The organism is Maricaulis maris (assembly GCF_049116555.1).
GTDB classification, from domain to species: Bacteria; Pseudomonadota; Alphaproteobacteria; order Caulobacterales; family Maricaulaceae; genus Maricaulis; species Maricaulis maris_C.
On record NZ_JAGDYT010000008.1, the window covers coordinates 23,689 to 49,541 of the forward strand.

The following is a 25,853-nucleotide window of genomic DNA, read 5'->3' on the forward strand; positions in this document are numbered from 1 at the left end:
CCGATCCTGCTTTCAGCAATAATGCAGAACAGCCGGGCCAGGATAGTCCCCGTTCACACACCCGACCGGCGACACAGAGGTTTGTTTTCCGGGCCGAGCTATGGAAAAAGAGAGCCACAGCTTGACGAGACGTGCTCGGCGCTGATGAGGACTCCCTCCCATTCATGATCATTCTCCAGGTCATCCCCGAACTTGAAGCCGGCGGTGCCGAGCGCACGACACTTGAGGTCGCCGAGGCGGTGATCGAGGCGGGCGGCCGGGCGTTGGTCGCCAGTGAGGGCGGGCGTCTGGAGTCCGAATTGGCTGCGATCGGGGGCGAGTTGATCCGGCTTCCGGTTGCGAGCAAGAATCCGCTGACCCTGTGGTCCAACATGCGCGCCCTGATGGCGCTCATCCGGCGCGAGGGAGTGCAGATCGTCCATGCCCGCTCACGGGCGCCGGCCTGGAGTGCCAAATGGGCCTGTGATCGCACCGAGGCGCATTTTGTCACGACCTATCATGGCACCTATAACGCCCGCTCCAGCCTCAAGCGGCGGTATAATGCCGTCATGGCGGCTGGCGAGCGGGTGATCGCCAATTCCAATTTCATCGCCGACCATGTGCGCCGCGAACATGCCGTGCCGGAAGACCGTCTGGTGGTGATCCCGCGCGGTGTCGATCTGGCGCGCTTTGATCCGGCTGTCGTGACAGCCGAGCGTGTCGAGGCGCTGGCCCGCGACTGGCGTGTGGATGGGGTCGATGGGCCGCGCCTTCTGCTGCCGGGTCGTCTGACCGGATGGAAGGGACAGCGCGAGGCGATCCGGGCCCTGGCTGCCTTGCCCGCTCTGGACCCGGAACCGCACCTCTTGCTCGCCGGTGATGCCCAGGGGCGTGAAGCCTATGTGGCAGAGCTCGATGAACTGGCGTGCGAACTTGGTGTTGCAGGCCGGGTTCATCGTGTTGGTCATTGCAGCGACATGCCGGCCGCCTTCGCGCTCAGCGACCTTGTCCTGACCCCGTCTGTCGAGCCGGAAGCCTTCGGGCGGACGGCGGCCGAGGCCGGGGCAATGGGGCGTCTCGTCATCGCGGCTGATCATGGTGGCGCCCGCGAGGTTGTGCGCGATGGCGAAACCGGCTGGCGTGTGCCTCCGGGCGATGCCCGGGCGCTGTCTGCCGCGGTTTCGGCGGCGCTTTCACTCAGCTCGGACGCGCGCGCGGACATGGCAAAGACGGCGCGCAACTACATCACAACGCATTTTTCTGCCCGCTCCCTGCAAGCTTCGACTTTGCGGGTCTATCATGAGGTTCTAAACTCATCCCCATGACCGAGCCGCAGCGCGACATAACCTATATTCTTCATTGGGGTGATCTGACCTCGACCGTCCGCATGCTGGCGGCCGCCAAGATCATTCGCGACACGTATCGGCGCGACCGGATCGTATTGCTCACCACCCCGGATTTCGAGAGCCTGCTGAAGCATTGCCCCTGGTTCAATGCCATCGAGACCGATGCCTGTCCGGATACGCGTCCGATGGCAGGGCTGCGCGACAAGCGGATCAAACTGTCCAAGCCCGTCAGGATTTTCGATCTGGCAGGGACCGCAGACAGCCGCAAGATCAAGGGGCTCTTTCGTTTCTCGAAGTGCAAATGGCATGAGGTCGTGGCGCGCGACGGCGATACGCAGCATCCGGTGGATGCCGTATCCGGCGCGCTCAATGCCGCGCTCGGGCTCTCACCACAATCCTACCCGCTTGGCGGCGCCCCGGCCCCGGATGCAAGCTGGGTCGATTTCCTGGCCAAACAATCGCGCATGCTCGACCCGGAATATTTTGGCCTCAATGGTCCCTTCGCCCTGCTCGCTCCGGCCGGCGAGAGTGTGAAGCCAGCCTTGCGATGGCCGATGGAAAAATGGGCCGCCCTTGCGCATGAATTGCTGCAGGCTGGCATTACGCCGGCCCTGATCGGCGGACCGGATACGCGCGATGTCGGTCGTCATGTGTCGCAGGTTGCGCCCGGCGCTCGCGATATCACGGGCAAGGCCAAGCTGCCGCAGCTCGCGGGTCTTGCCCGGCGGACCTGTTTCGTCTTCTCCGAAGACACCCCGCTCCTGCATTTGCTGGCCGCATCGGGCGCGCCCGCTCTGGCTCTTTATGGCGATGTCGGGGATCCCGCGCTGATCGCGCCGCGTGGTTCATCGCCAGTCATTCTGATGCACGCGACGACATTGGCCCAGGTCACGCCCGAGGAGGCGATTGCCGCCATGCGCTTCGCCGGCGGCTTTGCAGACGCGCCGGCTGCGGCGTGAACCGCTCAGCAAGCTTGCCAATTGTGTTCATTTCACCATAGTGCCCGCCTCCCGGCGGACCTGAGGCGCATTTTGCCTGTTTAGGGCTTGATCCTGCGCCCTCCCGGGAGGATTAGTTAGGTTCAGCTTTGGGGCCACAAGGGAGAAGATGCCATAGCCCGTAGACCGCACGCTGCGCAACCGCCCAAGAAAGAGGGCCCGCGCATAAACCGGGATATCCGCGTACCGCGGGTGCTCCTGATCGACGAAACTGGAGAAAAACAAGGCATTATGCCGACTGAAGCGGCGCTTGAAGCGGCCGAGGAAGCCGGACTCGACCTCGTTGAAGTGTCGCCCAATGCCGATCCGCCTGTTTGCAAGATCGTCGATTATGGCAAGCTGAAATACCAGGATCAGAAGAAAAAGGCCGAGGCCAAGAAGAAGCAGAAGACCGTCGAGATCAAAGAGATCAAGATGCGTCCGAACATCGATATTCACGACTATCAGGTGAAAACGAAGGCGATGACGCGCTTTTTCGAAGCTGGCGACAAGGTCAAGGTGACCCTGCGTTTCCGGGGCCGTGAAATGGCTCACCAGGACCGCGGCATGGACATCATGAACCGGGTCAAGGCGGATTTCGGTGAAATCGCCAAGGTCGAGTTCGAGCCCAAGCTCGAAGGTCGCCTCATGGTCATGGTGATGGCACCGCGCTAGGCGGACTTCCCCGACCAGAAACGAAAACGGCGCCTCGAGGGGCGCCGTTTTTGTTTTCAGGCCGTTTGTTTTCACCCTGCCGGCTTGGCGGGCGCCTCATCGACATGTTCCAGCTCGTCAGTCTTCGCCAGTTGCGGGAAGAGCCGGAACCAGGCCGCCGCAGTGACGAGGGCCATGCCGCCACCGAGCAGTACGGCGCCGACCGGCCCGAGGAAGCGGGCGGCGACTCCGGATTCGAACTCGCCCAGCTCATTCGACGCGGAGATAAAGATGAACTCCACCGCCGAGACGCGCCCGCGCATGCCTATTGGCGTCGCCAGCTGGATGATGGACTGGCGGATGAAGACCGAGATCATGTCGGCCGCGCCTGTCACCGCCAGAGCAATCATGGACAGGATCAGGACTTCCGACAGGGCGAAGCCGATCATGGCGACGCCATAGACCGCGATGGCAGCCAGCATCCAGGCACCAATGCGCCGTGTCAGCGGGCGGGTCGCCAGCAGAAGCGCGATGATGGCGGCACCGATGGCCGGTGCGGTGCGCAGCAGGCCAAGCCCGACCGTGTCGGTATGCAGGACATCCCGGGCAAAAACCGGCAACAGGGCCGTGACCCCGCCGAACAGGACCACGACAAGGTCGAGCGAGATCGCGCCCAGCACGACCTTGTTGTCGCGGACATAGCGCAGGCCCTCGATGACCATTGAGAGGCCGCGCTGGCCTTCCAGTTTTTCGTGACGCGGAGTACGGGCGGTCGCGATGAAGACGGTCGCGACTGCCAGCATGCCAGCGCTGACCAGATAGACGGTGGTTGGCCCCAAAATGTATAGCAGGCCGCCGATCGCCGGCCCGCCGATGGCCGCGGCCTGGAAACCGAGTGAATTCCAGGCAATGGCCTGGCGCATGTCATCGCGCGGAACGATCCGCGCCATCAGCGCGCTCGAGGCGGCGGGCGAGAAGGCATGGGTCACGCCGAGGAAGGTTGCGGCGCCGAAGACGATGACCAGGGTCACCGGTCCGGTGAAGAACGGGCTGACTGCGAGGGCAAAGGCGCACGCGACCCGGATCAGATTGGTAACAATCAGGATGAGTTTCCGATCAAGCCGGTCCGCGGCCTGACCGCCAAGCAGGGACAGGAAGAAAACCGGCGCGAACATGGCCAGGCCGACAAAGCCGAGCAGCAGCGCCGACTCCTCGACTGACCGGGTCTGGCGCGCGACGTCATAGACTTGCCAGCCAATCGCCACGGCCTGCATCTGGCGCGCAGCCGACAGCAATTGCCGCATGATCCAGTAGTGGCGGTAGGCCTGATTGGAAAAGATCGACAGGGAGGGCGTCAGCACAGGGCGAAATCCGGACTTCGCCGCCCGACGCGGCGCGAAAATCGATTAACGCGCTTTCCTCCGAAAATTCAACAGTCTGGCAAAATCGGCTCGGCGGATGCCCGATTTCCGCCCCGAGTGTGCCGGAAAGGCGACTCACCCGTTCAGATGATGTTCAGCGCCGGGGATTTCTGATGATATCGTACTCGAAGCGTGATCAAATGATGCGGCAGGCGGATGATGATGCCGCTGCTCACAAGACTGGAGACAGTATGAACCGGCCCCCGTACTCGGCCCTGCTTTCCGCCATCGCCCTGACCGTTCTGGTTGGTGGTGGTGCGGCACTGGCCGTCAGTGACGATGCCGGGGACGATCTCTATTTGTCGGCCGGCTTTACGCCGGACCCGCGCACCGTGGATCTGGTCCTGGACGCGCGGATCGACGGGTCGACCCTGAGCGCGCCGGATTGCCATGGCTTTGTCGCCAGCGAGCAGCCCGATGTCGCGCTCTATTATAACGCCGGACCCTTTCCGTTGATCCTGTCGGCCAGTGCCGAGCAGGACATGACGCTGATCGTCAATGCGCCGGACGGTGAATGGTATTGCGATGACGACAGCGGCAGCGGTCTCAATCCGTCCATCCGCTTCGGTGAGCCCGCCTCGGGCAATTACGACATTTGGGTCGGGCGCCATATCGGGCCTGGCCCGGCGACGGCCCGCCTTTCGATTTCCGAACTTTACAGCGAGTGACACTTCAATCCTGGGGGAGAGACAGATGAAGTTGCAATTGATGACAGGGGCCGCGCTTGCGGCCATCGTGGCGATCGCACCGGCTCAGGCCGTGCAGGATCCGTCCGCTGCACCCGCCTACGGCTCCGGCGCCCTGAGTTCCGGGTTCACACCCGACCCGGTGTCGATCGGTCTTCGTGCCGGCGGGGCCATGCCGGCCAGCGACGCTTCGGAATGGTGTCCGGGTTATGTCAGCTATCAGCCCTCCTATAATCTCGATTATGATGCGGGCGGGTATGATCTCTACCTCTCGGCAGCGGCGGATGTGGACACAGTTCTGCTGGTCAACGCACCCGATGGCAGCTGGCATTGTGATGATGACGGTTCGGGCTTCGGTCTGAATGCCGGCATGATGTTCGAGGACCCGCAAAGCGGCGTCTATAATATCTGGGTCGGAACCTACGGGTCCGGCGGCGGCTATTCACCCGCCATGCTGCACATCTCCGAGCTGGCATTCGACGACAGCAATCCCTATTCCCAGGCGCCAAGCGCGAATATGGCGCCGCAATACGGCACCATCAGCCTGAATGAAGGCTTCGCTGACGATCCGCGCACCATTGCGGTCGAGGCCGGTGGCGAGCTCGAGCTCGGCAATTACGGCGTTTGCTGGGGCAATGTGGACCGGGCACCCGACCTCTGGGTCGACTATGCCGGCAGCGAGACCTTCGATCTCTATATCTCCATGGAGGCGGATAACGACACCACACTCGCGATCCAGGGGCCTGATGGCGACTGGCATTGCGATGATGACAGCGCAGAAAACCTGAATCCGGGCGTGCAGATCAGCGATCCGCTGCCGGGCCGCTATGCGGTCTGGACCGCGCGCTACTCCTCGGGCGCCTATGTGCCGGCGACGGTGTATGTGTCCGAGCTGGGCTTCCTGGGCAATATCGACGAGCCGGCCGTGCTCGACTTTTCCCTGCCCTCCCAATCGGGTTCCGCTGCCTTGCAGGCCGGATTCGTACCGGACCCGTATGATGTCCCGGTGATGGCTGGCGGCGGCGTCGACGTCTATGAGGCCGTCGGCGACGGTGTCGAGACCGGTTATTGCCGGGGTTGGGCAGACAGCGCACCGGATTTCGATCTGGACTACCAGGCCGGGGATTTCGACCTCTACCTCTCCGCCTCCTATGACGGTGATGCCACCCTGGTGGTGAATGCGCCGGATGGCAGCTGGCACTGCGATGATGACAGCGCCGGCGAACTGAATCCGGGCCTGCGTTTCGACAACCCGCAATCGGGTCGTTACGACGTCTGGGTCGGCACGTATGGCGAGTATGACGGAGGTCCGGCGACGCTGCATGTCTCCGAACTTGCCTTTGGCGGTGGATTCGAACCGGCCTATCCGCTCGATTTCACCCTGCCGGCCAATTATGGTGGCGTCGACCTGACCGGTGGTTTTGTCCCGGATCCTTATCTGGTTGAACTGATGGCGGGTGGTGACCTGGAGGCTGAAGTCGCCGCGGATTCGTCCTGCCGTGGTTTTGTCACCGAGGCTCCCGATTTCGAGCTGACTTTTGAGCCGGGCGCTTTGGACCTCTATATCTCTGCGGTATCCGATCGTGACACGACCATCGTGATCAATGGTCCGGATGGCAGCTGGTACTGCAATGATGATGGTGCCGGCAATTTCAATCCGGGCGTTCACTTTGCCGAACCGCGGGCCGGGGTGTATGACATCTGGGTCGGAACCTATTCGGAAGGCGGACCGGCGGATGCCGTTCTGGCCATCTCCGAACTCGGTTTCTACGAAGAATAAGCCGCGCAGCGCGCGGGGATCAGGAAGGGCGGCCCGCTTGGGTCGCCCTTTCTCGTTCTGGCTTCATCGCGGGATGTCCGGGTTCCGCAAGAAAAGCGCAGGAGAGCGCAGTTCGGTCCTAGGCAAGCCGCGAATGTTATACTATATCATTCCGACATCGAGCCCGGACCCACCATGTCGAACAACCGCCCCATCGCTGAACGCCGCATCGCTGATCACCGCGGCAAGCTGGACGCCACGGGCGTTGGCCTGTCCGCGCTGTGCATCGCGCATTGCCTCTTCCTTCCGGCGGCCGCTGCGGCGACGCCGATGCTGGTGCCCGAGGCCGGTGAGTTGTTCGGGCTGAGCCATGACTGGCATCTCATCCTGCTGGCCATTGCCGCACCGGTCTCGCTGATCGGTCTGGGCTGGAGTGTCCGGACCACGGGCGCGGGCTGGCCGATCCTGCTGACCGGGCTTCTGGGCCTTGGTCTGATGGCGACCGGTGCCTCGCACCTCTTTGATCGCAATATCGAGACGCTGCTGACCTTGGCGGGTGTCACCATTCTGGCCGGAGCGCATTTCGCCAATTGGCGCAGCCGGGCCCGCGCCGGTCATGTCCATGCGCGCGATTGCGGCCTCTGTGACGACCACGAACACTGACACAGCGACTCGCAAGACCGCTTGCAATCAGGCGTATTGTGCGTATAAACCCCCGCTTCCAACACCAGCCAACCGGGCCATATTCGACATGCCCGCTGGTTGAACCATCCACCGGTCGCTTCCGGGCGTCCTGCAAAGGAGATGAAAATGTCGAAGATGAAGACGAAGAGCGGCGCAAAAAAGCGCTTCAAGCTCACTGCCACGGGTAAGATCAAGGCGGGCCAGACCGGCAAGCGCCATGGCATGATCAAGCGGACTCCCAAGCAGATCCGCAACAAGCGCGGCCAGGTGACCCTGTCACCCCAGGACGCCAAGATCGTGAAAAAATACCTCCCGAACGGCCTTTAGGCCGCTGGCACCGAGTAGGAGCACTTAGATATGTCTCGAGTTACGTCCGGACCGGCGACCGCTAAACGCCACAAGTCAGTTATCAAGAAAGCCAAGGGCTATTACGGCCGCCGCAAGAATACTTTCCGCGTTGCCGTCCAGGCCGTGGAAAAGGCCGGCCAGTACGCCTATCGCGACCGCCGCGCCAAGAAGCGCAGCTTCCGGGCTCTTTGGATCCAGCGCATCAATGCCGGCGTCCGCCAGTACGACATGACCTATTCGGTCTTCATGAACGGCCTGACCAAGGCTGGCATCGAAGTCGACCGCAAGGTCCTCGCCGACATCGCCATGCACGAGCCGGATGCCTTCAAGGCCCTGGTCGACCAGGCGCGCGCGGCTCTGGGCTAAACGCTCGGAACACTGAATTTCGAAAAGGCCCGCCAGCGCACCGTTGGCGGGCCTTTTTGTTTGTTCTTGCCCTTCACCGCGCCACATGGTCGACACACAAAACCCCAGCCGCTAAATCCTTCCCGACCGTATGGGACGACATGACATGACTGACACTTCCAATCTCGACACGCTTGAAGCCGAGGTCCGCAGCCAGATCGATGGCGCGACCGATGAGGCGGGGCTGGACACGGTGCGCGTCGGTGCGCTGGGCAAGAAGGGCTCGGTGTCGCTGATGATGCGCGAGCTGGGCAAGATGAGCCCGGAAGAACGTCAGGTGATGGGCCCGGCGCTCAATGGTCTCAAGACCCGGCTCAATGATGCGCTGGAAGCCCGCAAGGCCGACCTGGAAGCGGCGGCCCTGAATGCGGCGCTGGCGTCGGAGACGGTGGATGTCACCCTGCCGGTGCGCCCCGAGCCGAAGGGCTCGTTGCACCCCATCACCCAGGTGATGGAAGAGCTGGCGGTGATCTTCGCCGATATGGGCTTTGCCGTCGCCGAGGGGCCGGATGTGGAGACCGACTTCCACAATTTCACCGCCCTGAACTTCCCGGAAGGCCACCCGGCGCGCGATACCCAGGACACCTTCTTCATGAAGCCTGACGCGGACGGCCTGCGCAAAGTCCTGCGCACGCACACCTCGCCGGTGCAGATCCGCACCATGCTGGAAGGCAAGACCCCGATCCGCATCATCGCGCCGGGCCGTGTCTATCGCTGCGACTGGGACCAGACCCACACGCCCATGTTCCATCAGGTCGAGGGCCTGGTGATCGACAAGGAAACCCATATGGGTCACCTCAAGGGCACACTGATGGACTTCATCGCCGCCTTCTTCGAGACCGATCAGGTGGAAGCGCAATTCCGTCCGCACCACTTCCCCTTCACCGAACCTTCGGCTGAGATGGATGTGCGCTATGAACGCGTCGGCGATGCGGTGAAGGTCGGCTCCGGCGACAAGTGGATGGAGATTCTCGGCTGCGGCATGGTCCACCCGAATGTGATCCGCAATTGCGGCCTCGACCCGGACGAATATCAGGGCTTCGCCTTCGGTATGGGCGTCGATCGTCTCGCCATGCTCAAATACGGCGCCCCGGACCTGCGCGACTTCTTCAATTCCGACGTCCGCTGGATGGCCCATTACGGCTTCTCGCCGCTGCTGCAGGCGAATTTGGCGACAGGGCTGAGCTGAGGGATCCATGTGGCGCTGGCTCACAAATAACCACCAGACCCTGACCGGAATCGGCGCCATGCTGGTCGGCGTTGCGGCGCTCTTTGTCGCCTGGGACCAGGGGCGGGTGATGCGGGCGCAGCAGCATGGGGCGGTGGTTCCGGTCCTGCAGGTGGATGGTTTCATCCAGTCGACACCCGAGCTGCGCAGCGTCGGCCTTCGCATCGTCAATAACGGTGTCGGGCCGGCCATGATCGAAAGTGTGACGCTGGGACGAGAGGGCGCGCTGGTCGACAATTTCGACCCTCTGATCGAACTCATGCCGGCCGGATTCGATCAATCCTGGTCGAGCGTGAATGGGCGTGCTCTGGCGCCTGGAGGTGAGGTCGCGCCGATCGTGTTCCTCTGGGAGCGGGGTGCGCTTGGCGAGGAGGAGCTCCGTGCGCTTCTGGCCGAGTGGCAGAATTGGTCTGTCGAGATTTGCTATTGCTCGGTCTTTGATCGGTGCTGGACTTCCTCGACCGACGATGCGGGTCGGTCGCCTGTCCGCCAATGCCCTGCGGTTGAGGGCGACCCGTTCGCGGAACTGGGTGCGTCGGGCGGGCCCGATCCCGGCCTGACACGATCCGCTTCCGACGGGCTGGAGGCTCCGACGCCATGACCCGAATCCTCGCCTGGCTGAAAGACAATCACACCGCCATCACTTCGCTGGCCGCGATCCTGATTTCGGCCATCGCGCTGTTTGTGGCCTGGGACCAGTCGCGGGTGATGCGGGCGCAGCAGCACGCCGATGTCTGGCCGGCGGTGCAGATCGAGACCCAGATGACGACCGAGGCTGGCGAGCACGTCTTCCTCGTCGGCATGACCAATGACGGCATCGGTCCGGCCCTGGTGACCCGCGTCGATGCGACATTCGCCGATCAATCGCTGGCAAATTGGGAAGAGATGGGTGCGCTGCGTCCAGATGGCCTGCCGCGCCCCGACATGTGGACCGGCGGCAGCCAGGGCGCGATCCTTGCGCCCGGCGAAACCGTTATCCTGGCCCAGATCACCTGGCCGGCCAGTGAAGAGCGCTGGCCGCTCATCCGCGACTACCAGACCGATTTCTTCGCCCTCACGGTCGAGGCCTGTTACTGCTCCGTCTATGGACGGTGCTGGACAGCCCGCCGCGAAGGTCGCACCACCCATCCTGAACCGATCGACGCCTGCCCGGCGGCCGACCCGGATTCCAACCTGTAAGTGACGGCAGGAGCCGACGATGAAATTCCCGCTTTCCTGGCTGAAATACCACCTCGAGACCGAGGCCACGCTCGACGAAATCGCCGAGGCGATGACCATGGCCGGTCTGGAGATCGAGGAGATCGACAATCCGCTTGAGCGGTTTGCGAAATTCTCGGTCTGCCATGTCACAGAAGCGGTTCCGCATCCCGATGCCGACAAGCTGCGGGTCTGCACGGTCGAGACCGTGGATGGCACCAAGCAGATCGTCTGCGGCGCACCCAATGCCCGCACCGGCATGTATGCGATCTATGCGCCGCTGGGGGCCTATATCCCGGGTCTCGATTTTTCGCTCGACAAGAAGCCGCGCAAGATCCGCGGTGTCGAGAGCCATGGCATGATGTGTTCGGCCAAGGAGCTGGAACTCGGCGAGGATCATGACGGCATCATCGACCTTCCCGAACCCTTCGAGGTCGGTACGCCGGCCGTGGTCGCGCTGGGTCAGGCCGATCCGGTCTTGGACTTTGAAGTGACACCCAACCGCCCGGACTGGCTGGGTGTGCGCGGTATTGCCCGCGATCTCGCGGCAACCGGTATCGGCACGCTGAAAACCCACGAAATTGCCGAGATCCCGGGCACATTTCCCTGCCCGGTCACGGTCGAGCTGGACTGGCCGGAGGCCTGCCCGGTCTTTGCCGGTCGGGTCATTCGCGGCGTCAGGAATGGTGAAAGCCCGGACTGGCTGAAAAAGGCGATCAAGGCGATTGGCTTGCGTCCGATCAATTTTCTCGCCGACATGACCAACATGATCTCGGTCGACCGCTGCCGTCCGCTGCACGTCTATGACCTGGCCAAGCTGGACGGTCCGATCCGGGCCCGTCGCGGCAAGGGTGAGGCCGATCGCTTCGAGGCGCTCGACAACAAGGAACACGTCCCCGGCGAGGCTCATTGCGTGATTGCCGATGATGCCCGCTGCCTCGGTTTTGGCGGCATCATGGGGGGCACATATTCGGGTGTGACGTCCGAAACCACCGATGTCTTCATCGAAAGTGCCTGGTTCGATCCCCTGATTACTCGCGCCACGGCCAAGGCGACCGGTATCGACAGCGACGCCAAATACCGCTTCGAGCGCGGTGTCGATCCGGCATCGGTCCGTGCCGGTATCGAGCAGGCGACCGAGCTTGTCCTGAAATATTGTGGTGGTGAAGCGTCCGAGGTGATCGTCGCTGGTGACGTCCCTGCGGCGCCTGCGGATATCGAGTTCCCGATCGCGGAAGTGAAGCGCCTGACCGGCCTCGATCTGCCGCGCGCCGAGATCATCCGCATCCTGGAAACGCTGGGCTTTACGCCATCAGGCGAGGGCGATGTGCTGAACGTCGGTGTGCCGAGCTGGCGCATGGATTGTTCGCAGAAAGCGGACCTCGTCGAAGAGGTCGCTCGGATCCATGGCTTCGACAAGCTGGACGCGGTCTCATTGCCGCGCCCGCCCGTGCGCCGCGAAGCGCCGGCGACGGTGATGCAGCTTCGTGCCCGTCACGCGCGCCGTGCACTTGCTGGCCGCGGCTATTCGGAGTCCGTGACCTGGTCCTTCTGCAATACCGACCAGGCCAAATTGTTCGGCGGTCATGGTGACGGGCTGGAGCTGGAGAACCCGATCTCCTCCGAGCTGGATGTGATGCGCCCGACGGCGTTGATCCATCTTCTCACCGCGCTGCAGGCCAATGCTGATCGCGGTCAGGATGATGCGCGCCTGTTCGAGGTCGGACCGATCTATCTCGACGACACGGACAAGGGCCAGAAACTGGTCGCGACCGGCGTTCGCCGGGTCGAGGCTGGCCGTCATTGGGCCGGCACCCGTCAGCCTGACATCTTCGACGCCAAGGCGGATGCCCTCGCTGCGCTCGCGGCGGCCGGTGCGCCGGTCGACAGTCTGCAGGTTGCTGCCGAAGCGCGTGAGTGGTGGCATCCGGGCCGTTCCGGTGTGCTGCGGCTGGGTCCGAAAAACGTCATGGCCGAGTTTGGCGAAATCCACCCGGCGGTTCTCAAGGCGCTCGACATTGATGGCCGGGTCCTGGCGTTTGAAATCGTGCTCGATGCGATCCCGCAGCCCAAGAAGGCCTCCGGTCTCAAGGCCCGCACGCCGCTCGTCCGCGCCGATCTGACGCCGGTCACGCGTGATTTTGCCTTCCTGGCTGACAAGTCCGTTGCCGCCGACACGCTGGTCCGTGCCGCCAAGGGTGCGGACAAGCAGATGATCACCAATGTGTCCGTGTTCGACGTCTATGACGGCAAGGGTGTGCCCGAGGGTCAGGTCTCCCTCGCGATCGAGGTGACGCTGCAGCCGCGCGACAAGACGCTGACCGAGAAAGAAATCGAAGTGATCGGCCAATCCATCATCGCCAAGGTCGAGAAGGCCACCGGCGCCAGCTTGCGTAGCTGATCATGCCCGGGGCTGCGCATCGCTGGGTGGTCCCGAGCGAGGCGGACCGAGCCGATTATGTGATCGCGGCCGTGATGGCCGACCCGCTGGCACGGACTGTACTCGACCGTGCGCACACGCTTGGTCTCCCCGACTGGGCGCTGATGGCCGGGGCCGTCTACAAGGCTGTCTGGAACACGATGACCGGGCGCGCGGCCGGGCATGGCATCAATGATTATGACCTCGCCTATTTCGACGCCAGTGATCTGAGTGCCGAAGCCGAGGCTGCTGTCATCGGCCCGGCCGAGGCGGCGTTTGCGGACTTGCCGGCTCCGGTGGAGATCTGCAATCAGGCCCGTGTCCATCTCTGGTTCAACGCCCAATACGGCACTGACCGGACGGCACTCCGCGATACCACCGACGCCCTGCGCCATTTTGCGTCGCTCACCCATGCCATCGCGATTCGGCTGGACCGCGATGGCCGACCGGAACTGCTGGCCCCCTTCGGTCTGGACCCGGTTTTCGCGCAGACGATTCGCCCCGCTGTCGGTCTGGCCGGTCCGGACGCCTGGAATCGGAAGATTGCAGAACAGGCTTCGCTCTGGCCGGAGCTGGAATTCCTGCCAGCTCCCGTGTGACGCGAACGCGCCCGCCAGAAGTTCAACTGTCAGGGGATTATCGGGCGCAAATCATCTCCGTCGACGCGGTTTTTTGCTCAATCGCGCGTGAGGCGTATGGCGGAGCGCCGGTGCAACCGCTAGGGTAGTTAAGCAGACCTTAACGCCAGTACCGGGCCGCGGCCTGGGGGAGTATGATCCGGACATGGAGCGTGTGACCGCCTTGCTGGCTCAGGCCGCCGCGACGATTCTGGTCCTGATCGGACTTGTCGTCGTGCTCGGTTTCACACATGCCCGCGCCTATGATGCCGGATATTGTTCGGGCCAGTATTGTCCGGAAGCGGGTGGCGGTTGGTGGCCCTTCGGCGACCAGCGCCGGGCTGCGACCACGCCGCCGGCTCGAACGGTGCCGCCGGGTCAGGCCCCCAACGCGACCCAGCCCGGTCCGACCGGATCGACCAATTACCCCGACCCCCCGCCCAATGTCCGCGCCGGGACTGGAAGCGGGCCGGACAATGGTCTCAGCATTTCAACGGGTGTGGCGGGTCCCGGTTCCTCGACCCAGGGGCGTCCGATTGCGCGACCAACCGTCTTTGCCCGTGATCCGGGCGAGCGGATCTGTTCGCCGGAGCGCTATGACATTGATGATGCCGCGATCGCCCGCTGCTGGTTGCGCATTGGCGACGCCTATCAAGCCGTCGGTCGCATCGACGAGGCCCGGGCCGCCTGGGATGAAGCCCTCCTGATCGGCTCTTCGGTCGGCGGCGCCCAGGCGTCTCTCGTCGCTCACCAACGCCTGCAGGCCGCTGTGCTGGAACGGTCCTGTCCGACGACACCGCAAAGCCTGTCGCGTATCGCCTATGGCTTCGATCAGACAGAGGATGACGGCGATATTATCGAACTGGCCTTGCGCCAGCGGGCGCTGGCCGCTCTGGGCTATTACAATGGCGAGATCGACGGCAGTTATGGTCCGATGACCCGCCGCTCGGTGCGTGATTTCCAGAGCGATCTCGGTTTCGACCTGACCGGCGTCCTGACCCCGGCCGAGACCGTGACCCTGGCCTGCCATGCGGCGCTCACCGCTCGCGATGCCCACGCCCAGAACCTGCTCGGTATCATGTTCGCGACCGGTCTGGGTCTCGAGCAGAATATCGACACCTCGCTGGAATGGCTGGAAACCGCTGCCGAGCGCGGCCATCCCGGCGCCAATTTCAATCTCGCCGTGATGTATGGCACCGGGACCGTTCAGGGCAGCTATCGCCTGTGTGGCATTGTCGAGAGTCCGGAGCGGGCCGACAGCTATCTGCGCCGGGCTGCCGATCTGGGTCATGACCGGGCCCGACGGCTGCGCGGCGTCATCGGCGTGTCCGGCGAGCCAAGCGCCCGCTGGAGCCGGATATCCGATGCCCTGATGACAGAGGCGGAGGAAAACGGCGACCGTTTCTATCTCGCCTGGCAGAGGCGGGTCGACGAAATGCGCCGTTCCAACGGCACTGAATTGGACCAGCCCGGTTGTTACCAGGCCGCCATGGACGGAGGTCAGCCGGCCGTCGAATAGACGGCAGGGCTGGATGGAGAAAGATGACGATGATGACCACCCCGAAGACAGTGCTGCTGCTGCTGGTCTCCGCCACCGCGCTGGCTGCTTGCGGCGAACACACATCCGGTCAGCGCCCTGCGCCGCCGCCCGTGATCCATCGCGCCCCGCCTCCGCCGCCGCCGGATACGGTCAGCCCGGCCATCGCCATGTGCCTGGTCGATACGCTGGCCGAGCAGCGCCTTGCGATGCTGGATGAAGTGCACGGGTATCGCGAGGCCATCAATGCCGAAGCGATGACCGGGGCCAATGTTGCCGACACCCGCACGCAGGAGATCATCGCCGCTTTCGAAACCGATCTGGACGCGTCCTACCGTTTCGCCACCGCGTCCTGCCGGACCTATAATCGCTGCCTGGAAGAGAATGGTTTCCAAGAGGGCGCCTGTCAGGATACGGCCGCGCTTTGGCATGATGGCCAGGACCGCTTCCATGATCTCTCAGAAAGCCTTGCTGCGGTGCGCGAACGTATCGCCTCCGGCTGCCGTGAGTGTCGGCCCTCCAGTCAACGCAGCGAGGCCCGGCGGCATGGGCCGCATCCGCGTCAGTCCGACGAAACGATCGGTTCTGTCTTTTCCACTGACGGACATTGATCGCCAGCATGGACGTGGGCATCGACAGGGGCGTGCGCGCGGTCACGGTTGGCGCCGCGCTCGGCCAGGGCTTGCCGGAGGATCTGGATCGCCGATGAGGTGAACAGGCCGGCCATCAGCACCGCGACGGCAAGGTCCGGCCATGGCGTTGCCGTCCAGGCGACAAGTCCGGCCGAGGCGAGGACGGCGACATTGCCGATGGCGTCATTGCGCGAGCACAGCCAGACCGACCGGACATTGGCGTCGCCGTCACGCCAACGCATCAGGATCAGCACGCTCGCCCCATTCGCAATGAGGGCCAGGACCGCGATCGAACTCATCAGACCGGCCTCGGGCTGAACGGTGAAAACCGTCCGCCAGATTGCCAGAGCGAGAATGGACACTCCAATCGCCATCAGACTGCCAGCCTTGATGAGCGCAGCATTGGCGCGCCAGGTGGCCGGCTTCCCGATCACATAGAGCGATAATCCGTACGTCGCGGCGTCGGCGGCAAAATCGAGGGCATCGGCCTTGAGTGCCTGGGACCGTGCGGCGGCGCCGGCCAGCATCTCGACCGCAAACATCACCGCATTGATCGCAATCACGACCCACAGGGCGCGCCTGAAGGCCGGCGAACTGCCGTCGAATTCCTGATCTTCGCAACATCCGGCTGACATGCTCTGTCCTCGCCCTTCCCCATCCGATATCTTCTACCCTAATCCCTCTAGCGACTGGAGGTTCAAGGGGTGATGTCAGATTTGTCTATCGGGGCCCTGTCGCGGCAAACCGGGGTGAAGGTTCCGACCATTCGCTACTATGAGTCCATCGGCATGCTGGATGAGCCGGCACGCTCCCCTGGCGGGCAGCGGCGTTACGGGGCGTCACATCTGCAACAATTGCGTTTCATCCGTCATGGTCGCGACCTGGGTTTTGGCCTGGATGACCTGCGCGCCCTGCAGGGTCTATCACGCCAGCCGGACCGTTCCTGTGACGCTGCCGACCGGATCGCCCGTCAGCAATTGGCCGATGTCGAGCGACGCCTCGCGGGATTGCGGGCGGTCCGCAAGGAGTTGAAGCGCATGGTGGCGCAATGCTCCCACGGCATCATGGATGAGTGTCATGTGATCCAGACCCTGTCAGATCACGGCCTTTGCGACGGCGATCATGCCCGGCCGGAGCGACGCTAGCCGCGCCCCATACGGTTCTTCCAATAGCCGACATCCTCGGCATATTTGCCGACAATCTCGCCGAGGACATTCTCGAGCAGCAGGCTGTCGAAGCCGATCCATTCATCCTGGTTGATCTCGTCAATGCTCATCATCGAGCGGCGCAGGAAGACCGCGTAGATGACCAGCAGGCTGACGAAGAGCAGGACAAAGACGAGACCGAGATCGGCCAGGCGGGCGCCGGCATCGAATCCCGTCAGCTCGACCAGGGCGATGTTCAGCCCTGCCATGACGGCGAGAAAGAGCACGGGCACGAAGACCAGATAGTAGCCGGAATTGCGCAGCATCTGGAACATGATGTTCCGCACGAAACTCTCGAGAAAGAAGATGCGCATGGCGATCCACAGGACGTTGGTGTGCCATTGGCGCGCGGCCTGGGAAACCTTGTTGGCGTCTGTTTCCTGCCCGACCGTCACTGACTTGGCCTGACCGGCGGCGGTCCGGAAATGGTCGTTCAGGCGGGCCAGATAGCGCGTGATGAAATTGGACAATTCGCGGAAATTATTGCGCTGATAGGGCACGTATTCGACGAAATAGATGATCCACATCAAGAAGGCGCCGCCCAGGGTCGACAGTGCCCCGAAGAGCGCCTGATTGATGTCGCTGGCTGCCATTTGCAGCGGGCCGAGCGCGAGTGCGCCGGTCAGGCCCAGCATGCCATGCAGGTCGATCAGTGAGCCGTCATTGTACAGCAGATTGATGACCAGCACGAAGGCGATGATGGTCGAGAAAACCACGGTCAGCTTGCGCACATTGGAGTTGATGGTGCTGCGCATTGTGTTGAGCAGGTAGAGCGCGCCATGATCGATCGGGAAATAGCTGGCGATCAGCGCGCCCTCTTCGTCCTCATAGAGATTTTGCGGATTGGACGAGATTTTCACACGGCCATTGAGAAATTCATGGCCCTGCTTGAAGTAATCCTCTGCCACATCCGGCGTCAGCTCGCCGGGAATGCGGATATAACCCACCTTTACGGCCAGCCAGTGAAACAGCAGGCCGCTCCGGTTCGTGTGGGATTTCTCATGCTCGAACCCGTCGCCCATGACGGTCTCGGTTTCCGTGTTGTCCCGAGCCGCCCGTGACAGGGCCGCCCAGGCGCTGGGCCCCATATGCGCGGGCCGTATCGTGCCCGGCCCGGCGCGGGGTGCCGCTTTCAAGCCGAAGAGTTTGCCCGTTGCCCGGGAAACCGGGCTGAGAAGACGGCCCAGGATCTGAAGCGGGATCTGGCGGGCAAGGGCGAGGAGGAAGAGAACTCCAATGCTGACCAACAGGATGATGCCGCTCATGAACTCCCCTCCACTCGGCGGCCCAAGGCCACCACAATCACAACGGCAAGTATGGCACTCTCACTCGAGTCGGTAAAAGGGGGATGCGCCGGCCGTGACGTCCCGCGTCAGCCGGATCAGACTCCCAGAAATGCCGCGTGATAATGCGCGACCGCGACCCGGCCATCGGCGGGTGCGCCGTTGAGTGCCTTGACCTGAAAGGCAGAGGCGAAGTGTCCGTCCGGATCCCCGGCCCAGGACCAGTTCCAGGTGGCGGCAGGCACAAAACCGAAGCGGGCATAATAGTCGGGCTCTCCCAGCAAGACGCACCAGGGCACGCCCAATGTGGTGAGATAACCCAGACCGGCTTCGATCATCGCGACACCGATACCGCGGGATTGATGCTCCGGGATGACGGCGACCGGTCCCAGTCCGACCCCGAACACATCCTCGCCATCCGCGGTACGGGCGGTCACCGGAGAGAACATGACAGTGCCGACAATCTGACCGTGGTCTTCGGCGACCAGCTCGAGCGTATCGGCATCGGCCGCGCGCAGGGCGGTGACAAGGCGCGCTTCGCCGGGTCCCGGGAAAGCGGCCTTGAGCAGGCTATCAATGCCGGTTTCGTCGCCCGCCTCGACCGCCCTTATCTGCATCAGAAGGGCAACCAGGCGCGACGACGCGAATAGGCCAGATACCCGATATTCGCACCCGCTCGCAGTCCGACACCCGAGCGGATCGGGGCGAGGGTGACATCGTCTGCGCGCTGGTAGTTCACCCCAAGGCCGGCCACAAAATAGGCCGTACCCTCGACGCCCGGAAAGCGCTGATAGAGGCGATCCACATCATCGAGATTATACACCAGCACGAAGACGCGGCTGGCATTTCCGCCGGCATCAAAGCCGATTGAGGGGCCGCGCCAATAGACTTTCTGGCGCTCGTTGAGGCCGCGCAGGGTGAGGTAGCCTTCGCCATAGCGCAGGCCGATGCCGGCTGCCCCGGCGACTTCCTCGCCGGCAATATAACCGACCGGGCGTCCCAGATCGGAGAAGACGCGTTCGAGCGCACTGGCCGCCGCTTCTGCCGTTACGCCGAAAAAGTCGGAGACCGCGTCCACGATTTCGTCTTGAGAATAGGATTCAACGGGGTCGGAGTACTCGCTGGGTTGGCCATAATCGGCGGTCTGCTGATCCTGGGCAAACAATTGTGCGGGCATGCCGAAGGTCAAGGCGGCGAAGGCAGTCACAAGGGCACGCATGGAAAGCTCCATTGGCAAAACAGGTCCCGCCTGAATGACAGGCGAATAGGGCGACAGAGCGGCGAAAGGGTTATGGCTTCGTTAACGCGGCCCGATGACCGTGCCATGATACGCGCGTTCGAGGTATTCGCTGAGCAGGGTTCGGGTATGGGCAGGGCACACGACACCATCATTATCGGAGCCGGCTTGTCCGGACTGCGAGCGGCGCAATTGCTCGCGCCGGACCATGATGTCTGTGTACTGGAAGCGCGTGACCGCGTCGGCGGAAGGGCCCTGGCGCACACTTTTGCCAATGGCGACACGGTTGATGTCGGCGGGCAATGGGTCGGGCCCGGTCAGACCCGGCTCTATGAGCTGATCGATGCGATGGGGCAGTCTGTCTACCCGCTGCATGACCAGGGCGACGGGCTGCTTCTCAATCGGGGGCGCTTGTCCCGCTATCGCGGTACGATCCCGAAACTGGCGCCTCATGTTCTTGTCAATCTACACCTGATGACAGGTCGTTTCGACGCCCTCGCGGCGCAGATCGACCCGGTCTCGCCCTGGACCCATCCGCGCGCGGCGGAATGGGACAGCATGACCGTCGCTGAATGGATGCGGCGCCAGGCCTGGACGCGCGAAGCCTTTGAGGTCTTCGCGGTCGGTATTGGCGCCGTTTTCGCAGCAGAACCGCATGAAGTCTCCCTCTTGCACGGGCTCTTTTACGCGCGCGCCGGCACGTCGCTGGACAATCTCATTTCGACATCGGGCGGGGCGCAGCAGGATCGGGTGCATGGCAATATGGCCGGGTTGGCGGATCGCATCGCCGCCGAGCTGGGAGACCGGGTCTCCTTGTCCATGCCGGTCTCGCGGATCCGCTGGAGTGATGATGGCGTCGAGGTCGATACGCCCGACGGCCCGGTTGCCGGGCGACGCGCGATCCTCGCCCTGCCGCCGAACCAGGCCATGCGGATCGACTGGGACCCGGTCCTGCCGGCCGCCAAGGCGGGGCTCTGGCTGCGCATGCCGCCGGGAGCCTGCATAAAATGCCTTGCCCAGTACGAGACCCCGTTCTGGCGCGAGCAGGGGTTGTCGGGCCAGGCCGTCGCGCCGCAACTGGATGTGCGGGTGACCTTTGACAATACCGAAGCCGGCAAGTCCGCGGGCCTCATGCTGGGCTTCATCGAGGGCGATCAGGCGCGCGTCTGGGCGCGGCGGGACCCCGCCGAGCGCCGCGCGGCCGTGCTTGAGGCCTTCGCCGCCTGTTATGGAGACCAGGCCCGGCACCCGATCGATTATGTCGATCAGGACTGGACCTCCGAGGTCTGGTCGCGCGGGTGCTATGCGGCGCTGATGGGACCGGGTGTGTGGACCGGGCATGGCGAATATCTGCGCACTCCGATCGGGCCCGTTCACATGGCGGGCACCGAAACAGCGCGGGCCTATTACGGCTATTTCGAAGGGGCTCTGGAAGCCGCCGAGCGGGCCGTGTCTGAAGTCAGAGCCGCGCTGGGGGCAGGCTGATGTGCGACACGATTGCCCTGCGCCGGGCCGGCGCGGTCTGGTTTGCCAAGAATTCTGATCGCGAGCCCGATGAGATCCAGCGCGTGGAGCGTCATCCCGCAGTGTTCGGCGATACCCGTGAAAAACTCGCCTGCACCCATATCGAGATAGACCAGGTGCCGGACCGTCAGGCGGTCATCCTTTCGCGGCCTGACTGGATGTGGGGCGCCGAGATGGGTGTGAACGGGGCCGGCGTGGCGATCGGCAATGAGGCGGTCTTCTCGCGCCGGGTGATGAGGCGCGGCGCGGCGTTGCTCGGCATGGACCTGGTGCGGCTGGGTCTGGAGCGGGGCGGCTCGGCGCACGAGGCCGCGGCGATCATCATCCATTTGCTGGAGACCCATGGCCAGGGCGGCCCCGCCGGCTGGCGCGACAAGGGGTTTCGCTATGACAACAGTTTTCTGATCGCCGACGCGACCGAAATCCTGGTGTTGGAAACCTGCGGCCGTGAATGGCGTTTGGAGCGCGTGACATCCCATGCGGCGATTTCGAATGCCTATGCCCTGGCCGGGCCGGTGACAATGGCCTCCGAAGGTGCGCCGATCGAGGGCTTCATGACCTCGGACGAGACCTGGCTGAGGCCCAAATTCGGTTGCGCGCGGGAGCGGCGGGTCTGTGCCCTGGCCGCGATCGAGGCGCTCGACACGCCCAGTCTTGCAGCCTTGGCCCGCATCATGCGCCGGCACGATCATGGCGATGGTTTTGAGGGCGGCTCAAATCGCGATCTCTGCCTTCATCAGGGCGGGGGGGTGTTTGGCAAATTCCTTCGCCCCAGCCACACGACCAACTCGCTGCTGGTGCGCCTGATGCCGGGGGTCGCCCCGGCAATCACGATGACCGGCACCAAGACGCCGTGCATCTCGCTATACCGGCCGATTGCATTCGAGGGGGCGTCCAGCCTGCTCGGCACGCAGGTGTGGCAGTCAGGCGCTTCGCATCATGACCGAATGGCTGCAGAACCGCATGCGCGTGACCAGGTTCGCGCCCGCATCGCCGCTGCGGAAACCCATATTTTCTCGGCCGTGGAGGCCGGGCGTCATGATGTGGCCGAGGCGCTGATTGAGGCCTGGGATGATCACGGCCTCGCCGAAACAAATGGCAAAGGCGGCGCGGAGCGCGCCGCACCATCGGCCTGACCATCACGCAGGCCTCGTCTGCCGTCACCAAGGTGTTGGCACCGCCGGACCCGGCGTCGGTCAAGTCACGGCGACCCGCCAGTGCATGGATCAGCCAGGCCTCACCCCCGCTCAGTCGCCCGGCCAGCCGGATCAGGGCGAACAGGGCGAGAACCGGTTTGGTCCTGCGAATCAATCCCTTGACCCTGAGAGCGTGACCCGTGCCAGCACCGGGGCCAGACCTTGCGGCGACCAAGCTGCGTAGATGGTGAAAACTTCATTTTTGCGACGGGCCCGCTGCGGGTAGTGTGCGGCACGGATTTTTCGGGGAGCATTCAATATGCGCACACTAATGATGATCACCGCGAGCTCGGCCGCACTTCTTGCCGCCGCCTGCACGCCCGCCGACGACGCTGCCGACACGGGTGAGACGAGCGCGATGACCGAAACGATGAACGACGCGACGCCCGACGCCGGCACCATGTCTGCGAACACCGAAATGGCCAGCCTTGAAAACCCGCTCCTGAGCGAGTGGACGGGCGGTTATGGCGGCACGCCGAACTTCGACACGGCCAGTCTCGACGACTTGAGCGGCGCGCTGCGTGAGGGCATGGAGCTCAACCTCGCCGAGATCGATGAAATTGCCTCCAATCCAGAGCCTGCCACTTTCGAGAACACCATTCTCGAGCTCGAGCGTGCCGGCGCCCCGCTCAGCCGGGTCTTCTCCCATTGGGGCATCTGGTCCTCGAACATGTCATCGCCGGAATTCCGCGATATCCAGCGCGAAATGTCGGGTGAAATCTCGGCCTTCAGTTCGCAGATCACGCAGAATGAGGCCCTCTTTTCGCGCGTGCGTGCGGTCTATGAAGGCGAAGAAATGGCCACGCTCACGCCGGCCCAGCAGCGCGTTGTGCAGCTGACCTATGATGGCTTTGCCCGCAATGGCGCGATGCTGGAAGGCGAGGCCGCCGAGCGTTATGCCGCGATCAATGCCCGACTGTCCGAATTGCACACCAGCTTCGCCAACAACGTGCTCAACGACGAACAGAGCTATGTCACCTATCTGACCGAGGACCAGCTGTCCGGCCTTCCGGCCGACTTCGTGTCCGCGTCCGCCGCTGCAGCGGCGACCCGGGGCCGCGAAGGCGAGTATGCGATCACCAATACGCGGTCCTCGATGGACCCCTTCCTGACCTTCTCGGACGAGCGCGACCTGCGTGAGCAGGTCTGGAATAATTACTATTCCCGCGGCGATAATGGCGGCGAGTACGACAATAACGCCATCATCACCGAAATCCTTCAGCTGCGCGACGAGCGCGTCGGTCTGCTGGGCTATGACAATTACGCGTCCTGGCGCCTCGAAAACCGCATGGCCGGCACGCCGGAGCGTGCCCAGGCCTTGATGGAAGGTGTGTGGACAGCCGCTGTCGCGCGCATCGAGGAAGAAGTCGCCGACATGCAGGCGCTCGCCGATGCCAATGGCGACGACATCACCATCGCACCCTGGGATTACCGCTATTACGCCGAGCAGGTTCGTTCGGCTCGCTATGACCTCGACAGTGAAGAGGTGAAGCAATACCTGCAGCTCGATAATCTGCGCGAAGGCATGTTCTACGTTGCCGGTGAGTTGTTCGGCTTTGCCTTCCGCGAACTGCCGGAAGGTGAAGTCTCGGTCTGGCATCCGACGGTGCGGGTGTGGGAAGTCACCAATCGCGAGACCGGCGAGAATGTCGGCCTGTGGTATCTCGACCCCTTCGCGCGCCAGGGCAAGCGCTCGGGCGCCTGGGCCAATTCCTTCCGCTCGCACACGACGATTGATGGCGAGACGAATGTCCTGGCCACCAATAATTCGAATTTCGTCGCGGGTGCCCCGGGTGAGCCGGTCCTCGTTTCCTTCGACGATGCGACCACTTTCTTCCACGAATTCGGTCACGCCCTGCACACGCTTTCATCCAATGTCGACTATCCGACCTTGAATGGCGGGGTCCGCGACTACACCGAATTCCAGTCGCAGCTTCTCGAGCGCTGGGTGCTTACCGACCCGGTGGTCAACAACTATCTGACCCATGTCGAGACCGGCGAGCCGATGCCGCAAGCCCTGATCGACCGCATTCGTGCGGCGGCCAATTTCAACCAGGGCTTCTCGACCGGCGAGTATCTCGCCTCGGCCCTGATGGACATGGTCTATCACACGACCGATCCGGCCGAGATCACCGACCCGGACACATTCGAGCGTGAAACCCTCGAGCGCCTGGGCATGCCGAGCGAGATCGTCATGCGTCACCGGTCTCCGCACTTCGGGCACATCTTCTCCGGCGAAGGCTATTCGGCCGGGTATTACGGCTATATGTGGGCTGATGTGCTCACCGCTGACGCCGCGGAAGCCTTCCAGGACGCGCCGGGCGGTTTCTATGATCCGGGCGTTGCCGCCGATCTGGTCAACTATCTGTTTGCCCCGCGCAATTCGATGGACCCGGCGGAAGCGTATCGCCTGTTCCGCGGCCGTGATGCCGAAGTGTCCGCTCTGATGCGGGACCGTGGTTTCCCGGTCACCGAATAGGGCTTTCGAGTCTGACCGAGACGAGGCCGGCGGGGCAACCCGCCGGCCTTTTTTCTGGCGGGTGCATGCGGGGCTAGTCCGGCAGGTCGGTCACCCCGAAATGTGGGCCGGCGCCGAGACGGCCCAGACGGTCCTGCGGGTTGTAAAGCTGGCAGGCTTTCAGCGACAGGCAGCCGCAACCGATGCAGCTGTCCAGCCGGCCCCGCATCCGGGTGAGGTCCTCTATCTGCTGGTCGAGCCGGTCCTTGAGGCTGGTGCTGATCCGCGCCCAGTCGGACTGGGTTGGTGTTCGCTGGTCTGGCAGCGAGGTCAGCGCTTCGCCGATTTCGCGGATGGTCAGGCCCAGTTGTTGGGCGATCAGGATGAAGGAGATGCGCCGCACATCGGCGCGCTTGAAGCGGCGCTGTCCTCCCGGATTTCGGGTCGGCTGGACCAAACCCTTGTCCTCGTAAAAGCGGATCGCCGATACGGTGACACCGGTGCGTTCGGCGAGCTGTCCGATCGACAGCGGATCGCCGGCTTTCGGTGAAATGAGATTTTTCTGATCCAAAGCTTGACCTCAACCAAGGTTGAAGAACTATCTCACAGCCTGTCCAAGCGGCCAAGCGGGTCGCAGTACAGGAGATTCCCATGACCAATGCGATACTTGAACACGTCAATGTGACGGTCAGCGACCCCGCAGCGACGGCCCGTCGCCTGACCGACTGGTTTGGCTGGCAGGTGCGCTGGCACGGCCCGGCCAAGAATGGCGGCACCACCTATCACGTTGGCGGCGAGGCCAGTTACGTCGCCGTCTATGCCTATCCAGAGCCGACCGACATGCCGGTGGGTCGACTCAACCATATCGGTGTTCAGGTCGATGATCTCGACGCCGCCGAGGCGCGGATCAAGGCCAGCGGTATCCAGACCCATTCCCATGGGGACTACGAGCCGGGTCGCCGCTTCTATTTTGATGACCCGGACGGGATCGAGTTCGAAGTGATCAGCTACGCCTGACCAGGCGACGGAAATCATTGGCAGGTGGGGCGGTTGTCGCTAGC

The 25,853-nt window shown here is 63.4% G+C and carries 26 protein-coding genes; 20 read left to right on the plus strand and 6 right to left on the minus strand.

The features are described 5' to 3' along the window. Positions 1–164 precede the first annotated feature (164 nt). The 3 genes from JXQ94_RS10740 (at position 165) to infC (ending at position 2,977) form a co-directional block, all read left to right on the plus strand. Positions 165–1,304, plus strand: a complete 1,140-nt coding sequence (locus tag JXQ94_RS10740) for a glycosyltransferase family 4 protein (protein WP_421923783.1) — start codon at positions 165–167, stop codon at positions 1,302–1,304. Beyond that, positions 1,301–2,284 (plus strand): glycosyltransferase family 9 protein, encoded by a 984-nt coding sequence (locus JXQ94_RS10745; protein ID WP_421923784.1) that lies wholly within the window; start codon positions 1,301–1,303, stop codon positions 2,282–2,284. The genes JXQ94_RS10740 and JXQ94_RS10745 overlap by 4 nt, the downstream gene beginning before the upstream one ends. 153 nt (positions 2,285–2,437) lie before the next feature. Further along, positions 2,438–2,977 carry a translation initiation factor IF-3 gene (gene infC / locus JXQ94_RS10750; protein ID WP_295696623.1) on the plus strand — a complete coding sequence of 180 codons (540 nt, stop codon included), beginning with the start codon at positions 2,438–2,440 and terminating at the stop codon, positions 2,975–2,977. Positions 2,978–3,048: 71 nt separating this feature from the next. Here the strand turns inward: infC and JXQ94_RS10755 are convergent, their stop codons facing one another. Then, positions 3,049–4,317, minus strand: a complete 1,269-nt coding sequence (locus JXQ94_RS10755) for an MFS transporter (RefSeq protein ID WP_421923785.1) — start codon at positions 4,315–4,317, stop codon at positions 3,049–3,051. A gap of 251 nt (positions 4,318–4,568) precedes the next feature. Here JXQ94_RS10755 and JXQ94_RS10760 point away from each other — a divergent pair, with 251 nt between their 5' ends. From JXQ94_RS10760 to JXQ94_RS10815, 12 genes are all read left to right on the plus strand, one after another. Next, a complete protein-coding gene (locus tag JXQ94_RS10760; RefSeq protein WP_421923786.1) occupies positions 4,569–5,045 on the plus strand; it encodes a peptidase S1 in 477 nt (158 codons plus the stop codon). 25 nt (positions 5,046–5,070) lie between these two features. Then, the gene (locus tag JXQ94_RS10765) at positions 5,071–6,843 is read left to right on the plus strand and encodes a hypothetical protein (RefSeq protein WP_421923787.1); all 1,773 of its coding nucleotides are present in this window, start codon (positions 5,071–5,073) and stop codon (positions 6,841–6,843) included. 174 nt (positions 6,844–7,017) lie between these two features. After that, positions 7,018–7,485, plus strand: a complete 468-nt coding sequence (locus JXQ94_RS10770) for a MerC domain-containing protein (RefSeq protein WP_421923788.1) — start codon at positions 7,018–7,020, stop codon at positions 7,483–7,485. Positions 7,486–7,632: 147 nt separating this feature from the next. Beyond that, on the plus strand, positions 7,633–7,833 hold the full coding sequence (rpmI, locus tag JXQ94_RS10775) for a 50S ribosomal protein L35 (protein ID WP_295696582.1): 201 nt from the start codon (positions 7,633–7,635) through the stop codon (positions 7,831–7,833). 30 nt (positions 7,834–7,863) lie between these two features. After that, positions 7,864–8,220: a 50S ribosomal protein L20 gene (rplT, locus tag JXQ94_RS10780; protein ID WP_421923789.1), complete on the plus strand. Its 357-nt coding sequence runs from the start codon at positions 7,864–7,866 to the stop codon at positions 8,218–8,220. Between the two features lie 145 nt (positions 8,221–8,365). Further along, the gene (gene pheS / locus JXQ94_RS10785; protein ID WP_421923790.1) at positions 8,366–9,448 is read left to right on the plus strand and encodes a phenylalanine--tRNA ligase subunit alpha; all 1,083 of its coding nucleotides are present in this window, start codon (positions 8,366–8,368) and stop codon (positions 9,446–9,448) included. Between the two features lie 7 nt (positions 9,449–9,455). Next, on the plus strand, positions 9,456–10,088 hold the full coding sequence (locus JXQ94_RS10790) for a hypothetical protein (protein ID WP_421923791.1): 633 nt from the start codon (positions 9,456–9,458) through the stop codon (positions 10,086–10,088). Further along, positions 10,085–10,666 carry a hypothetical protein gene (locus JXQ94_RS10795; protein ID WP_421923792.1) on the plus strand — a complete coding sequence of 194 codons (582 nt, stop codon included), beginning with the start codon at positions 10,085–10,087 and terminating at the stop codon, positions 10,664–10,666. Before JXQ94_RS10790 ends, JXQ94_RS10795 begins: the two co-directional genes overlap by 4 nt. A 19-nt stretch (positions 10,667–10,685) precedes the next feature. After that, positions 10,686–13,085: a phenylalanine--tRNA ligase subunit beta gene (gene pheT, locus JXQ94_RS10800; RefSeq protein ID WP_421923793.1), complete on the plus strand. Its 2,400-nt coding sequence runs from the start codon at positions 10,686–10,688 to the stop codon at positions 13,083–13,085. Positions 13,086–13,087: 2 nt separating this feature from the next. Further along, positions 13,088–13,702 carry a nucleotidyltransferase family protein gene (locus JXQ94_RS10805; RefSeq protein WP_421923794.1) on the plus strand — a complete coding sequence of 205 codons (615 nt, stop codon included), beginning with the start codon at positions 13,088–13,090 and terminating at the stop codon, positions 13,700–13,702. 184 nt (positions 13,703–13,886) lie between these two features. Beyond that, positions 13,887–15,239 (plus strand): peptidoglycan-binding protein, encoded by a 1,353-nt coding sequence (locus JXQ94_RS10810; protein ID WP_421923795.1) that lies wholly within the window; start codon positions 13,887–13,889, stop codon positions 15,237–15,239. A gap of 23 nt (positions 15,240–15,262) precedes the next feature. Continuing rightward, on the plus strand, positions 15,263–15,868 hold the full coding sequence (locus JXQ94_RS10815) for a hypothetical protein (protein WP_421923796.1): 606 nt from the start codon (positions 15,263–15,265) through the stop codon (positions 15,866–15,868). Here JXQ94_RS10815 and JXQ94_RS10820 read toward each other — a convergent pair. Beyond that, positions 15,820–16,524, minus strand: coding sequence for a cation transporter (locus JXQ94_RS10820; RefSeq protein WP_421923797.1), 705 nt, complete (start codon positions 16,522–16,524; stop codon positions 15,820–15,822). The two genes, JXQ94_RS10815 and JXQ94_RS10820, sit on opposite strands and share 49 nt — an antisense overlap. Positions 16,525–16,596: 72 nt before the next feature. Here JXQ94_RS10820 and JXQ94_RS10825 point away from each other — a divergent pair, with 72 nt between their 5' ends. Further along, positions 16,597–17,034 carry a MerR family transcriptional regulator gene (locus JXQ94_RS10825; protein ID WP_421923798.1) on the plus strand — a complete coding sequence of 146 codons (438 nt, stop codon included), beginning with the start codon at positions 16,597–16,599 and terminating at the stop codon, positions 17,032–17,034. On the opposite strand, the gene JXQ94_RS10830 is transcribed toward JXQ94_RS10825, so the two are convergent. The 3 genes from JXQ94_RS10830 to JXQ94_RS10840 form a co-directional block, all read right to left on the minus strand. Then, positions 17,031–18,359, minus strand: a complete 1,329-nt coding sequence (locus JXQ94_RS10830; RefSeq protein ID WP_421923799.1) for a hypothetical protein — start codon at positions 18,357–18,359, stop codon at positions 17,031–17,033. The genes JXQ94_RS10825 and JXQ94_RS10830 overlap by 4 nt on opposite strands. Before the next feature lie 116 nt (positions 18,360–18,475). After that, positions 18,476–18,994 (minus strand): GNAT family N-acetyltransferase, encoded by a 519-nt coding sequence (locus JXQ94_RS10835; RefSeq protein ID WP_421923800.1) that lies wholly within the window; start codon positions 18,992–18,994, stop codon positions 18,476–18,478. Beyond that, positions 18,994–19,596: a DUF1134 domain-containing protein gene (locus JXQ94_RS10840; protein ID WP_421923802.1), complete on the minus strand. Its 603-nt coding sequence runs from the start codon at positions 19,594–19,596 to the stop codon at positions 18,994–18,996. Before JXQ94_RS10840 ends, JXQ94_RS10835 begins: the two co-directional genes overlap by 1 nt. A 105-nt stretch (positions 19,597–19,701) precedes the next feature. On the opposite strand from JXQ94_RS10840, the gene JXQ94_RS10845 reads away from it, so the two are divergent. The 3 genes from JXQ94_RS10845 (at position 19,702) to JXQ94_RS10855 (ending at position 24,813) form a co-directional block, all read left to right on the plus strand. Next, complete coding sequence (locus JXQ94_RS10845) at positions 19,702–21,099, plus strand: flavin monoamine oxidase family protein (RefSeq protein WP_421923803.1); 1,398 nt, start codon at positions 19,702–19,704, stop codon at positions 21,097–21,099. Then, positions 21,099–22,274: a peptidase family C69 gene (locus JXQ94_RS10850; protein ID WP_421923804.1), complete on the plus strand. Its 1,176-nt coding sequence runs from the start codon at positions 21,099–21,101 to the stop codon at positions 22,272–22,274. The genes JXQ94_RS10845 and JXQ94_RS10850 overlap by 1 nt, the downstream gene beginning before the upstream one ends. A 319-nt stretch (positions 22,275–22,593) precedes the next feature. After that, entirely contained in the window at positions 22,594–24,813 is a 2,220-nt protein-coding gene (locus JXQ94_RS10855) for a M3 family metallopeptidase (RefSeq protein ID WP_421923805.1), read from the plus strand. Between the two features lie 73 nt (positions 24,814–24,886). Here JXQ94_RS10855 and soxR read toward each other — a convergent pair whose 3' ends face one another. After that, positions 24,887–25,363 (minus strand): redox-sensitive transcriptional activator SoxR, encoded by a 477-nt coding sequence (gene soxR / locus JXQ94_RS10860; RefSeq protein WP_421923806.1) that lies wholly within the window; start codon positions 25,361–25,363, stop codon positions 24,887–24,889. Positions 25,364–25,443: 80 nt separating this feature from the next. On the opposite strand from soxR, the gene JXQ94_RS10865 reads away from it, so the two are divergent. Next, positions 25,444–25,809, plus strand: a complete 366-nt coding sequence (locus tag JXQ94_RS10865) for a VOC family protein (protein ID WP_421923807.1) — start codon at positions 25,444–25,446, stop codon at positions 25,807–25,809. Positions 25,810–25,853: the final 44 nt, after the last annotated feature.

Coding starts and splice junctions, on each gene's coding strand:
- JXQ94_RS10865 (WP_421923807.1), top strand. CDS start 25,444: ATGACCAATGCGATACTTGAACACGTCAATGTGACGGTCAGCGACCCC.
- JXQ94_RS10840 (WP_421923802.1), bottom strand. CDS start 19,596: ATGCGTGCCCTTGTGACTGCCTTCGCCGCCTTGACCTTCGGCATGCCC.
- JXQ94_RS10830 (WP_421923799.1), bottom strand. CDS start 18,359: ATGAGCGGCATCATCCTGTTGGTCAGCATTGGAGTTCTCTTCCTCCTC.
- JXQ94_RS10845 (WP_421923803.1), top strand. CDS start 19,702: ATGATACGCGCGTTCGAGGTATTCGCTGAGCAGGGTTCGGGTATGGGC.
- JXQ94_RS10795 (WP_421923792.1), top strand. CDS start 10,085: ATGACCCGAATCCTCGCCTGGCTGAAAGACAATCACACCGCCATCACT.
- JXQ94_RS10855 (WP_421923805.1), top strand. CDS start 22,594: ATGCGCACACTAATGATGATCACCGCGAGCTCGGCCGCACTTCTTGCC.
- JXQ94_RS10815 (WP_421923796.1), top strand. CDS start 15,263: ATGACGATGATGACCACCCCGAAGACAGTGCTGCTGCTGCTGGTCTCC.
- JXQ94_RS10835 (WP_421923800.1), bottom strand. CDS start 18,994: ATGCAGATAAGGGCGGTCGAGGCGGGCGACGAAACCGGCATTGATAGC.
- JXQ94_RS10765 (WP_421923787.1), top strand. CDS start 5,071: ATGAAGTTGCAATTGATGACAGGGGCCGCGCTTGCGGCCATCGTGGCG.
- rplT (WP_421923789.1), top strand. CDS start 7,864: ATGTCTCGAGTTACGTCCGGACCGGCGACCGCTAAACGCCACAAGTCA.
- JXQ94_RS10790 (WP_421923791.1), top strand. CDS start 9,456: ATGTGGCGCTGGCTCACAAATAACCACCAGACCCTGACCGGAATCGGC.
- pheT (WP_421923793.1), top strand. CDS start 10,686: ATGAAATTCCCGCTTTCCTGGCTGAAATACCACCTCGAGACCGAGGCC.
- rpmI (WP_295696582.1), top strand. CDS start 7,633: ATGTCGAAGATGAAGACGAAGAGCGGCGCAAAAAAGCGCTTCAAGCTC.
- JXQ94_RS10850 (WP_421923804.1), top strand. CDS start 21,099: ATGTGCGACACGATTGCCCTGCGCCGGGCCGGCGCGGTCTGGTTTGCC.
- JXQ94_RS10740 (WP_421923783.1), top strand. CDS start 165: ATGATCATTCTCCAGGTCATCCCCGAACTTGAAGCCGGCGGTGCCGAG.
- JXQ94_RS10825 (WP_421923798.1), top strand. CDS start 16,597: ATGTCAGATTTGTCTATCGGGGCCCTGTCGCGGCAAACCGGGGTGAAG.
- JXQ94_RS10760 (WP_421923786.1), top strand. CDS start 4,569: ATGAACCGGCCCCCGTACTCGGCCCTGCTTTCCGCCATCGCCCTGACC.
- JXQ94_RS10805 (WP_421923794.1), top strand. CDS start 13,088: ATGCCCGGGGCTGCGCATCGCTGGGTGGTCCCGAGCGAGGCGGACCGA.
- JXQ94_RS10770 (WP_421923788.1), top strand. CDS start 7,018: ATGTCGAACAACCGCCCCATCGCTGAACGCCGCATCGCTGATCACCGC.
- JXQ94_RS10810 (WP_421923795.1), top strand. CDS start 13,887: ATGGAGCGTGTGACCGCCTTGCTGGCTCAGGCCGCCGCGACGATTCTG.
- JXQ94_RS10820 (WP_421923797.1), bottom strand. CDS start 16,524: ATGTCAGCCGGATGTTGCGAAGATCAGGAATTCGACGGCAGTTCGCCG.
- pheS (WP_421923790.1), top strand. CDS start 8,366: ATGACTGACACTTCCAATCTCGACACGCTTGAAGCCGAGGTCCGCAGC.
- JXQ94_RS10745 (WP_421923784.1), top strand. CDS start 1,301: ATGACCGAGCCGCAGCGCGACATAACCTATATTCTTCATTGGGGTGAT.